Raw genomic sequence first — 11,091 nt, forward strand, 5'->3', positions numbered from 1 at the left:
TTCAGGTTTCACTGTATAACGTCAATCCGGCCCTGCGGCCGCCTCGAACAAGGAGCTGAAGATGATTCGACTGACCCTGGACGAAGCCGAAGAGCTGGCGCTCTCGATCCTGCGCCACAACGGCTTCAGCGAAGCCCAGGCACGTGCGGTGACTGCCACGGTGCTGGCGGGCGAACGCGACGGCTGCGCCTCGCATGGTCTGTACCGGGTGCTGGGCTGCGTAAGCTCGCTGAGGGCGGGCAAGGTGGTGGCCGATGCCGAGCCGCAGGTAATCGATCAGGCGCCGTCGATCGTCCGCGTGGATGCCCGCGGCGGCTTCTCGCAACTGGCCTTCCAGGCAGGGTTGCCGGTGCTCGAAGAGAAAACCAGGGCCAACGGCATCGCCGCCCTGGCGATCAACCGCTGTGTGCATTTTTCCGCATTGTGGGTGGAGATCGAGGCGCTTACCGAAGCCGGGCTGGTAGCCCTGGCGTGCAATCCCAGCCATGCCTGGGTAGCACCGGCCGGTGGCAGCAAGCCGATCTTCGGTACCAACCCCATCGCCTTTGGCTGGCCGCGCGCCGGCCAGCAGCCGTTCATCTTCGACTTCGCCACCAGCGCCATCGCCCGAGGCGACATCGAGCTGCACCGCCGGGCTGGTAAAGCGATCCCGGAAGGCTGGGGCATCGACGCCGACGGCCAGCCAAGCACCGATGCCGAGGCGGTCATGAACGGCGCCATGCTGACCTTTGGCGGGCACAAGGGGTCGGCGTTGGCAGCCATGGTGGAGCTGATCGCCGGGCCGCTGATCGGTGATCTGACCAGCGCCGAGTCCCTGGCCTATGACGCGGGCAGCAAATCGTCGCCCTATCATGGCGAACTGATCATCGCCCTCGACCCGCAGCGCTTTCTCGGCGCCGCTGCCGATCAGCACCTGGCCAGGGCCGAGGCGCTGTTCGCGGGCATTCAGGAGCAGGGTGCGCGCCTGCCGTCACAGCGGCGCTACGACGCCCGCGTTCGCAGCCTCGTCGATGGCGTGCAGATCCCCCAGGCGCTCTACGACGACCTCAAGGCGCTGCTCAATTGATGCTGTAACCGCGCCCGCTCAGGCAAGCACCCAGGGCGCGCCGGTAGTAGTCGGTGGCGCTGGCGGCTGGCGCACTCGTGGCGGTAGCCGGGTCGAAACCGCTCTGGCCGACCGCCCAGCTGTGGCACTCGTAGCGGTCGCGGGCCTGCAAGTCAGCGTTCTGACCGCGGGCTGGATAGGCGATCACATCGTAATTGGCCGCAGGTGCAGCCACTGACACCGGCGGCGCCTCGACCACGATGTACTGCCTGCGGTCGGCGTTCCACATGTAGTAGGTGCCGGCAGCGACGAAGTACAGCGCGCTGCCAATCCACAGCTCACGGGCGTAGTCCGGCAGGCCATGGCCATGCCGCGGGCCCGGGCCACCCCAGCCTGGCCCTGGGCCGCCATGACCGCGATATCCGCCCTGGCCCCCGGGGCCACCACCCGGCCCGCCGGGGCCAGCCAGAGCATTCAGGGAAAGCGTTGCGAGCAGTATGGCAACGGCAGTGCGGGGGAGACTTGCTTTCATCATGGGCTCCAGAGAATGCGACAGCCCGACCAGATGGTTGGGCAGAATCGATTATCCAGGGGCCTGTGCAAAGGGACGTCAGGCCGATGTAAAGGTGGTGTAAAGGAGGCTCGAGCCGGCGCTATCGTCAGTCGAGGCCAAGGCAGGCGGCGACGCTTCTCTCGAGAATGTCCACCAGCTCGGGATCCATGTACTGATACTCGTCCGCTATATCCAGAACGTGCAGTGGTTTATGACTCAGTAACCGAGCGAAGTTCGCCATCAATCGGCTCTTGTGCTTGTGCTCCATGACGAACACCACGTCGGCCCATTGGATATCGCTTGCGCTCACCGTCCTCCGTGCCCTCGGGCTGGTACCCGCGGAGCGCACGCAGAGCTCCGGATGCTTGCGCCATACTGTTTCGGCGGTGGGGCTGCGCCACTGATTGCGGCTGCAGACGAACAGAATGTTGCTCATAGGCAGTCTAGGGCTGTGGATAACTGCGCGGCGTATACACCCACTCACCCCCATCGCGCCTGGGCAGGCGCCGGGTCTGGCTGGAGCCGATGATCACCAGGGTGCGCATGTCGACCATCTGCGGGGTCAGCTCGCCGAGGTCGAGCACGCGCAGGGCTTCGGCGGGGCGGCCGATGTCGCGGCCGAGCACCACCACGGTGTCTGGCGTGCGGTGCTGGCGGACGATGTCCAGGGCGCGGCCGAGTTGCCAGGGGCGGGCTTTGGAAATCGGGTTGTAGAAGGCCATCGCCAGATCCGCCGCGCCGGCATGCTCGAGGCGATTTTCGATCACCGCCCAGGGCTTGAGATTGTCCGACAGGGAAATCAGGCAGAAGTCATGACCCAGCGGCGCACCGGCCTTTGCGGCGGTGGCCAGGGCAGCGGACACGCCGGGCAGAACCTCCAGCTCGACGGCGTGCCAGTCGGTCGCCGTGCCATTGGTTTCCAGGGCTTCCAACACGGCCGCTGCCATGGCGAATACACCGGGGTCGCCGGAGGAAATCACCACCACGCGGCGGCCGCTGGCGGCCAGCTCGAAGGCATGGCGGGCGCGTTGCAGTTCTTCACGGTTGTCGCTGCAGTGGCGCACCTGTTCCGGGCGCAGCGGCTCGGCCATGTTCACGTAGGTGGCGTAGCCGAGCAGATCCTCGGCCTCGTCCAGCACGCGACGTACCGCAGGGGTCATGTGTTCGGCGGCACCGGGGCCCAGGCCGATCACGCTCAGGCGGCCGCGGGGACGGCCAATGGCTTGCGCCGCTTCGGGCGAGTCTGCGAGCAGCAACTGCAGGTTTGCGCTGCGGTGCCGCGGTGGTGGCAGTGCCTCGCCTGCGCGGACAAAACGCAGCGGCACGGCGAGGTCGCTGGCGGCCTGGGCCAGGCGCTTGTCGCCCATCAGCGCCTGGGGGGCGAGCAGGGCGGCCAGGGATTTCGGCGCCAGGCGCGATTGTTCGAATGCCTGGCCGAGGCTGGCTGCCAGGTCATCCGCCTTGTCGACCAGGGCGAGTAGCGTGCGCGGATGGATCAGCAGTTCGTCAGGCTGTGCAGGGCGCTGCTCGGTGGTTATCCGTACGCTATGGCCGGCATCCTCGTCCAGCGGCAGCCGGGCTCCGTCCAGCCACGGCGCGTTGCCGTCGATGCGCAGGCTTTCGCCGCCGAGCAGGTCGCAGACGAAGCGCTTGCCGTGCTCGAGGTCGGCCAGTGCATAACCGCTCGGCGGGTCGAGCAGGCAGGTGCCGAAACGCAGTTCGCCGCTGGTGGTGATCGCCGCGCGGGTATCCAGTGCGGTGGCGATCTCCCGGGCCATGCGGTTGACGCCACCCAGGCCGCCGAGCAGCGGCACCACGGCGCTGGCGTCTTCGGCCACGGCCAGCACCGGCGGCTCGGCACCCTTGCTGGCGAGCAGCGGCGCCAGGCTGCGGATGACGATGCCGGCGGCGCACAGGGCGATGATCGGCGTGCCGTCGCGATACAGGCTGCGCAGGGTGTCGCCGAAGTCCTCGTAGGCCTGGTCGGCCTCGACCCGCCCGCGCAGGCCATGGATCACGGCCTGTGGATAAAGCGCCTGGATGCGCCGTGCGGTGGCCAGGGCAGAGGGGCCGAGAATGACGATGGCGGGGGAAGCAGTCATTGGGATTCCAGGTTCAAGGTGCAGGCAAGGGTGTGGCTCAACCACGCCACTTCTCACCCGGGACCACGATCATCGAAAAATACGGCGAGGCCATGGGCTCGACGTCGTGCAGCGGCACGATGCGCTGGTTGGCCATGGTCGCCCGTTCCACGTAGTGGGCACGTTCGTGCAGGCCGAGATCCTGCAGCACCCGGCGCACTTTCTCGAAGTTGCGGCCGAGCTTCATCACCACGGCGGCTTCGGCTTCTCGCAGGCGCTCGCGCAGTTCGTCTTCGGGGAGCACGCCGGAGAGCACCGACAGGCTCTGGTTGCGGTACACCAGGGGTACGCCGAGCACTGCCGCGCTGCCGAGCATCGAGCATACGCCGGGGATCACCTGGGCCACGTAGCGTTCGGCCAGGCGATCGTGCAGGTACATGTAGGAGCCGTAGAAGAACGGGTCGCCTTCGCAGATCACCGCCACGTCGCGGCCGGCGTCGAGGTGCTCGGCCACCTGGGCGGCGCAGGTGTCGTAGAAGTCGCTGATCACGTCCTCGTAGCACTGCGGCGGCTCGAGCTTTTCGGTGGTCACCGGATAGACCAGCGGCAGGCGCTGCTGGCTGTCGTCCAGGTGCCCTTCGATAATGCCAAAGGCGTTGCCGCCCTGGCCAATACTGGCCTTGGCCTTGGCCACGAAGTAACCGACCACGGGTGACGACTTGAGCAGGCGCAGGGCCTTGAGGGTGATCAGCTCGGGGTCGCCCGGGCCGACGCCCAGGCCCAGCAGGCGGCCTTTGCCGGGGCTGTCCATACCGATCATCACTCGACCTCCGTGGCCAGGGCGTTGACCGCGGCGGCGGCCATGGCGCTGCCACCCCGACGGCCCTGGACGATCACGTAGGGTACGCCATGTTCGGCGAAGGTGCTGGCGAGCAGATCCTTGGATTCCGCCGCGCCCACGAAGCCCACCGGGAAGCCGAGAATCAGCGCCGGTTTGGGCGCGCCGGCAGCCAGCATGTCGAGCAGATAGAACAGCGCGGTGGGAGCGTTGCCGATCACCACCACCGCGCCGTCGAGGTGCTCGCGCCAGTGCTCCAGGGCCACCGCCGAACGGGTGTTGCCGAGCTGCCTGGCCAGCTCCGGCACGCCGGCATCGTTGAGGGTGCAGAGCACCGGATTACCGGCTTGCAGGCGCGCCCTGGTCACCCCTTCGGCGACCATGCGGGCGTCGCAGAGAATCGCCGCGCCATTGGCCAAGGCCTGGCGACCCGCCGCACCGGCACCTGCCGAGAAACGCAGATCCCGCACCACGTCGACCATGCCGCAGGCGTGGATGACCCGCACCGCGAGCTTCTCGAGATCCGCCGGAATGCCGCTCAGGTCGGCCTCGGCGCGGATGATGGAGAAGGAATGGCGATAGATCTCCTGACCATCGCGGATGTAATCGGTCATCGGGTGAAACTCCAGGTATCGGGAAGCGAGGCCAGCAGCGCACTGGCTTCGTCGAGTGTCAGGTGGCGGGCCAGTGGCTCGCCGAAAGTCTTGTTGTCCGCCTGGCGGGCGAACAGGTCGTAGCGGCCCTCGGCGACCGCCAGCAGGGTCACCGGCGCGCGGTGGGCGGCGGCGCAGGAACGACGGCAGCCGCTGAGGTGGACGCCCGGCTGCCGGCTGCCGGCCTGCAAGCCCTCGGCCAGGCGGCGGGCATCGGCCTTGGTGTCGGCCAGGCCCCTGGCACAGCCGCTGGAACCGGTGCAGGCGATGATGCGTGCCAGCGGCGCATCGGTATCGACCAGCAGGCCGAGCCCCTCCAGCGCCTGGAGAGTTGCCTGTGCATCGGCTGCGGCGACATTGGGCAGCAACACGCTCTGCCAGGGGGTCAGGCGCAGGCTGCCATCGCCCAGGCGGCGAGCCAGGGCGGCGAGACCGAGCAACTGTTCGGCGTCGAGCCGGCCCAGTGCAGGCACGCCGCCGACCTGCACCAGGCCGGGCTGAAGTTGGCAGCCAATACCGATATGGGCCTGGGGTTCGGCCGGGCGGCGCCGCCAGTCGTTCGCGTTCAGCAGTACGTCACCCAGGCGCTCGCCCAGGCGTTGCCGCAGCTCGGTGGCCGGGTGACTGACGAGCAGGTGGCGCATGCGCGTCTGCTCGGGCGTGGCCAGTTCGAGAAACAGCTCGAGCAGTGCCAGCAGCAGCCCGTGGGCATGGGCCCCGGGCACCAGGGCCAGCGCGGGCGCATCGCCAGGCGCCTGTGGCGGGCAACCGGCCAGGCCGAAGGCATAGCCGATCCCGCCATCCAGCGGCAGGGCGCTGAGCCAGATGTCGTGGGGGTGTTCGAGCATCGCCAGGCGTTCGCCGCCGTCGAGCAGCAGGGCGAACTTGGGCGACAGCGCGTGCAGGCGCGGGGTGTTCTCCAGGGTCGTCAGCAGGCGCGTGGCGAGTGGCGATACATCGACCAGCGCCGCCGGGTCGAGGCCGGCAGAGGGGCTGACCATCAGGTTGCGCACATCGTCGGCAGCGGGTGAGCGCGGGCCGAGGCCGGCGGCCAGCAACTCGCCGATCAGCGCGTCTTCACGGCCGGCATGGATACCGCGGATCTGCAGGTTGGCGCGGTTGGTGGCTTCGATCACCCCGCCCGCATGGCGTTGTGCAGCGCGGGCGATACGCTCGGCCTGGCTGGCATCGAGGCGCCCGCAGGCCAGCTTGATCCGGCAGATGCCGCCGTCCTTGGCCTGCACGATACGCAGCAACCCCGGACAGGCCGAGGGGCGAACAGCAGGGGATGGAATGCAAAAAGCCTGTTTCAACGGATCACCGGGGTCGGGTCACATGGGCATCCGTTCGAGGATAAGCCAGAGAAGGACGAGCTTCTATCACCGGGACACCCCGCCCGGTGTGGGCACATGCGACTGAATCCGTCGGCAGGTCTCCTGGCTCGCAGGTCATGGCGCGTGGCCGGCCTTCCCGGTTTCCCAGTGGCGATTGGCACAGGCGCTCGCTGCAACAGTTGCGGGGGCAGCCACGCGGCAGAGCATTCTGCTCGTGTTCCCTCATAGGCCCGTGGCTACGCATCACGCAGCCGACGGACACCGACGAAGACGTTATTATGCCCGCTTTGCCCACCCGGATGAAAAGCCGCGTGGATCAGCGGCAAGCGACACGTTTCAAGACGTAGGGCGGACGACGCCACCGCTCCACCCTTGCGATGGTGGACAAGAAGAGCGTTGACTGCGCGTCCCGATCCACCCTACGGAAAGCACGCTGGTGCCTTTATAGCCAATTGAGTACGGGCAGTTCTGATAATGAGGAAAAACAGTTGAATCCCTGGCTGACCGTCGTGGGCATCGGAGAAGACGGCTACGCCGGCCTCGGCAAGGCGGCGCGGCATGCCTTGCTCAAGGCTGGCCAGGTGTTCGGCAGCGAACGCCAGCTGGCCCTGCTGCCGCGCTGCATCGCTGCCACGCGTCTGCAGTGGCCCAGGCCCTTTTCCCTGGCGCCGGTGCTGGAGCGCCGCGGCACGCCGGTCTGCGTGCTGGCCAGCGGTGACCCGATGCTCTTCGGGGTCGGCGCCAGCCTGGCCCGCGCATTGCCGAGCGAGGAGCTGCACATTCTGCCGGCGCCTTCCTCCTGTTCGCTGGCGGCGGCTCGCCTGGGCTGGCCGTTGCAGAGCACTGCCCTGGTCTCGCTGGTTGGCCGCCCCCTGGCAGCGCTCAATGCGCAGATTCATCCCGGCGTGCGCCTGCTGGCGCTGAGCAACGATGGCGAGAGTCCGGCGGCCATCGCCGCGTTGCTGCGTGAGCGTGGTTTCGGCCCCAGCCGCCTGAGCGTCTTCGAACACCTGGGCGGTGAGCGCGAGCGGCGTATCGATGGCCTGGCCGATGGCTGGTCGCTGGCTCGATCTGCCGATCTCAACCTGGTGGCGATCGACTGCGTGGCCGGTGATGACGCCAGGCGCCTGCCCCTCACCCCCGGCCTGGCGGACGATGCCTATCGCCACGACGGGCAACTCACCAAACGCGACGTGCGCGCCATCACCCTGGCGCGCTTGGCGCCGTTGCCCGGCGAGCTGCTCTGGGATGTGGGCGCCGGCTGCGGCTCCATTGGCATCGAGTGGCTGCGTGCCCACCCCGCTTGTCGGGCGATCGCCATCGAGGCCGACGAAGGGCGCCAGGGGCATATCGCCCATAACCGCGATGCCCTTGGCGTGCCGGGCCTGCAACTGGTGGCTGGGCGGGCGCCCGAGGCGCTGGAGGGGTTGGCGGCGCCGGACGCCATCTTCATCGGTGGCGGGGTGACCGCGCCTGGCGTGCTGCAAAGCTGCTGGCGCGCGCTCAAGCCCGGTGGCCGACTGGTGGCCAACGCCGTGACCCTGCAGAGCGAGGCGGCGCTGATCGCCTTTCGTGGCGAACAGGGCGGTGAGCTGACCCGTATCGAGGTCGCTCAGGCGCGCCCGCTCGGCGGTTTCGACACCTGGCGCGCCGCGTTGCCGATCACCCTGCTGCAGGTCAGTAAACCGGTCGAGTCGCCATGAGCCGCGTGCTCTTGCTGGGCGGCATCGGCGAAGCGCTGAACCTCGCCCGGCGCCTCGGCCCCGCGCATGTCTACAGCCTGGCCGGGTTGGGCAAGGTGCCGGATGACCTCGCTTGCCAGGTGCGCGTCGGTGGTTTCGGCGGGGCCGATGGTCTGGCTGCGTTCATCCGCGAGGAGGCGATCGACCTGCTGGTCGACGCGACCCATCCCTACGCTGCGCAGATCAGCCACAACGCCGCCCGCGCTGCACAGCGGTCAGGGATCGCCTGCTGGGCGCTGCGCCGGCCTGGCTGGAGCGCCTCGCCCGAGGATGACTGGCGCGAGGTGTTCGACTGGCCGAGTCTGATCGCCGCACTCGGCGACTTCCGGCGCCCACTGTTCACCCTCGGCCGCGAGCCGCTGGAGCATCTGCGCGAGATTCCCGGCCACCAGCACTGGACGGTGCGCTGCCTGCACAGCCAGCCTGCCACGCCCCGTGCCGACGTGATCGGTGCCCGTGGGCCGTTCAGCCTGCAAGGCGAGCGCGCGCTGTTCGAGCGCCTCGGTTGCGATGTGCTGGTGAGCAAGAACAGCGGCAGCGCCGCCACCGAGCACAAGTTGCAGGTGGCCCGTGAGCGTGGCGTGCCGGTGCTGGTGTTGCAGCGGCCGCCATTGCCCGCTGTAGACCGGGAATTCGCCGAGCCCGACGTGCTCTGGCAGGCGTTGCTGACCAATGGTGTCTAGCTCACTGCTAGACTGCCGCCCTTTTCCCGGAGCCTACCCATGACCACCCCGCCCTACGCTCAGGTGCTGTTCACCGGCCCGGATCTGCTCGACGGCTCCTTTGCCGAGCTGTTTCGGGCCCGCCTGGTCGAGCTGCGTGGCGCGCCCGCGCTGGCCGAAATCGTCGATACCGGTGCCGGTTATGGCGGCCTCTGGCAGCGCGTGAAGGAGTGCAGCGGCAGGCTGCTGGTAATCGACCTGGAGCCGCAGAGCAGCAGCCAGCATGTCGACTGGCTGCGTAGCGAACTGGCGAGCCTGAGCGAGCCTGCACGGGTCTCTGTCACCAGCCTGTTCGGCCAGCTCGATGCCGATGCAGCCGGGGCCGCCTGTGCACTGATCGAGCGCCCGGAGCTGCATCTGGACTGCGTGGATGTGCCGGCGCTGCCCGGCAGCCACGCCTGGTCGAAGATTCCCGCTCACCAGTACCGCGTGCTGCTGTGCAACGGCCCGCGCTGCACCCGCCGCGGTGCCCTGCCGCTGTGGAAAATGCTGCGGGAGAAGGTCAAGGATGCCGGCCTTCTGGAATGCGAGGGTGGTGTGCATATCACCCGTACCCAGTGCCAGTTTCCCTGCGATCAGGGCCCGACGCTGACGGTCTACCCGCCGGGTCATTGGTATCAGGTGCGTAGCGAGGAAGACGTGGTGCGCCTGGTCGACGAGCAATTGCTCGGCGGGCGTGCACTGCCCGAACTGATGATGGCGCGACCCGCATAGGAGCGCCACCCCGGCGCGAAGCCAGGGGTGGCAGGGGATCAAGCCTGCCAGGGCCAGCCGTCACCGTAAGGCGCGGCTCCCAGGGGAGCCGCGCCGGGCCAGGCGTTCAACTGCCGGCATCGACCCTCTGCCGGCTTCTTGCGTTGCGCTGCGGTTTACAAGGCGTCGCGGCTGCTGGCGCCATCGACCAGGCGGGCGATGCCCAGCGGGTTGGCGCTCTTCAGGGCGTCGGGCAGCAGCGCGTCCGGGCAGTTCTGGTAGCACACCGGGCGCAGGAAGCGGTCGATGGCCAGGGTGCCGACCGAGGTGCCACGGGCATCGGAGGTCGCCGGGTACGGGCCACCGTGGACCATGGAATCACAGACTTCCACGCCGGTCGGGTAGCCGTTGAACAGCACGCGACCGACCTTCTGCTCGAGCAGCGCGAACAGCGCTTCGCTACCGGGCAGGTCGCCCGGCTCGCTGAGCAGGGTGGCGGTCAACTGGCCGTGCAGGCCATCGATGGCCTTGAGCAGCTCGGCCTGATCGGCCACTTCGACGACGATGGTGGTCGGCCCGAAGACTTCTTCCTGCAGCAGTTCGTCGCCGTTCAGCAACAGGCTGACGTCGGCCTTGAACAGCTGCGGACGGGCCTGATTGCCTTCCTGCCTGGCGCCGGTCAGGTGGGTGATGCCGGCGTGTGCATTGAGCGCTTCCAGGCCTTTGACATAGCTCTTCAGGGTGCCGGCATTGAGCATGGTCTGCGGCGGCTGCTCGGCCATCTTGGCGGTGAAGCTTTGCAGGAAGGCGCTGAACTCAGGCGAACGAACGCCGATCACCAGACCCGGGTTGGTGCAGAACTGACCGCAGCCCATGACCACCGAACCCGCCAGCTCGCCGGCGATCTTCTCGCCACGGGCCTTGAGGGCCTCGGGCAGCAGGATCACCGGGTTGATGCTGCTCATCTCGGCGAACACCGGGATCGGTTGCGGGCGCGCCGCGGCCATGTCGCACAGGGCGCGACCGCCTTTCAGCGAACCGGTGAAGCCAACGGCCTGGATGGCCGGGTGCTTGACCAGCGCCTCGCCGACGCCACTGCCGTAGATCATGTTGAACACACCCTTCGGTGCGCCGGTTTTCTCGGCAGCGCGCAGGATGGCTTCGCCTACGAATGCAGCGGTAGCCATGTGGCCGCTGTGCGCCTTGAACACCACCGGGCAGCCAGCGGCCAGCGCGGAAGCGGTGTCACCGCCAGCGGTGGAGAAGGCCAGCGGGAAGTTGCTGGCGCCGAACACCGCGACCGGGCCGAGGCCGATGCGGTACTGGCGCAGATCCGGGCGCGGCAGCGGCTGGCGGTCCGGCAGGGCGCGGTCGATACGCGCGCCGTAGAAATCACCCCGGCGCAGCACTTTGGCGAACAGGCGCATCTG

At 68.3% G+C, this 11,091-nt stretch carries 11 protein-coding genes and 1 riboswitch; of the genes, 4 read left to right on the forward strand and 7 right to left on the reverse strand.

The annotated features are described in order from the left end of the window. Nucleotides 1-61: 61 nt before the first annotated feature. Nucleotides 62-1,066, forward strand: a complete 1,005-nt coding sequence (locus BLR94_RS06000) for an Ldh family oxidoreductase (RefSeq protein WP_084303847.1) — start codon at nucleotides 62-64, stop codon at nucleotides 1,064-1,066. Here BLR94_RS06000 and BLR94_RS06005 read toward each other — a convergent pair. The 6 genes from BLR94_RS06005 to cobG form a co-directional block, all read right to left on the reverse strand. Then, a complete protein-coding gene (locus BLR94_RS06005; protein WP_084303848.1) occupies nucleotides 1,059-1,577 on the reverse strand; it encodes a hypothetical protein in 519 nt (172 codons plus the stop codon). The two genes, BLR94_RS06000 and BLR94_RS06005, sit on opposite strands and share 8 nt — an antisense overlap. A 127-nt stretch (nucleotides 1,578-1,704) precedes the next feature. After that, on the reverse strand, nucleotides 1,705-2,034 hold the full coding sequence (locus tag BLR94_RS06010) for a low molecular weight protein tyrosine phosphatase family protein (protein ID WP_084303849.1): 330 nt from the start codon (nucleotides 2,032-2,034) through the stop codon (nucleotides 1,705-1,707). A gap of 7 nt (nucleotides 2,035-2,041) precedes the next feature. After that, on the reverse strand, nucleotides 2,042-3,700 hold the full coding sequence (gene cobJ, locus BLR94_RS06015) for a precorrin-3B C(17)-methyltransferase (RefSeq protein ID WP_084303850.1): 1,659 nt from the start codon (nucleotides 3,698-3,700) through the stop codon (nucleotides 2,042-2,044). A gap of 37 nt (nucleotides 3,701-3,737) precedes the next feature. Next, entirely contained in the window at nucleotides 3,738-4,490 is a 753-nt protein-coding gene (locus BLR94_RS06020; protein ID WP_084303878.1) for a precorrin-2 C(20)-methyltransferase, read from the reverse strand. A gap of 8 nt (nucleotides 4,491-4,498) precedes the next feature. Next, complete coding sequence (locus BLR94_RS06025) at nucleotides 4,499-5,131, reverse strand: precorrin-8X methylmutase (protein ID WP_084303851.1); 633 nt, start codon at nucleotides 5,129-5,131, stop codon at nucleotides 4,499-4,501. Beyond that, on the reverse strand, nucleotides 5,128-6,483 hold the full coding sequence (cobG, locus tag BLR94_RS06030) for a precorrin-3B synthase (RefSeq protein ID WP_084303852.1): 1,356 nt from the start codon (nucleotides 6,481-6,483) through the stop codon (nucleotides 5,128-5,130). The genes BLR94_RS06025 and cobG overlap by 4 nt, the downstream gene beginning before the upstream one ends. 96 nt (nucleotides 6,484-6,579) lie before the next feature. Further along, nucleotides 6,580-6,785, reverse strand: a riboswitch (cobalamin riboswitch). Nucleotides 6,786-6,992: 207 nt separating this feature from the next. Between cobG and cbiE the strand changes: the two genes are divergently transcribed. The 3 genes from cbiE to BLR94_RS06045 are packed head-to-tail and all read left to right on the forward strand — an operon-like array spanning nucleotide 6,993 to nucleotide 9,682. Further along, nucleotides 6,993-8,207, forward strand: a complete 1,215-nt coding sequence (gene cbiE, locus BLR94_RS06035; RefSeq protein ID WP_084303853.1) for a precorrin-6y C5,15-methyltransferase (decarboxylating) subunit CbiE — start codon at nucleotides 6,993-6,995, stop codon at nucleotides 8,205-8,207. After that, nucleotides 8,204-8,929: a cobalt-precorrin-6A reductase gene (locus BLR94_RS06040; protein WP_084303854.1), complete on the forward strand. Its 726-nt coding sequence runs from the start codon at nucleotides 8,204-8,206 to the stop codon at nucleotides 8,927-8,929. Before cbiE ends, BLR94_RS06040 begins: the two co-directional genes overlap by 4 nt. 39 nt (nucleotides 8,930-8,968) lie before the next feature. Continuing rightward, nucleotides 8,969-9,682, forward strand: a complete 714-nt coding sequence (locus BLR94_RS06045; protein WP_084303855.1) for a (2Fe-2S) ferredoxin domain-containing protein — start codon at nucleotides 8,969-8,971, stop codon at nucleotides 9,680-9,682. A gap of 155 nt (nucleotides 9,683-9,837) precedes the next feature. Here BLR94_RS06045 and BLR94_RS06050 read toward each other — a convergent pair. Continuing rightward, nucleotides 9,838-11,091 (reverse strand): aldehyde dehydrogenase (NADP(+)) (locus BLR94_RS06050; RefSeq protein WP_090423663.1); only part of this gene is annotated, 1,254 nt, incomplete at its 5' end.

Source organism: Phytopseudomonas flavescens (assembly GCF_900100535.1).
GTDB lineage: Bacteria > Pseudomonadota > Gammaproteobacteria > Pseudomonadales > Pseudomonadaceae > Aquipseudomonas > Aquipseudomonas flavescens.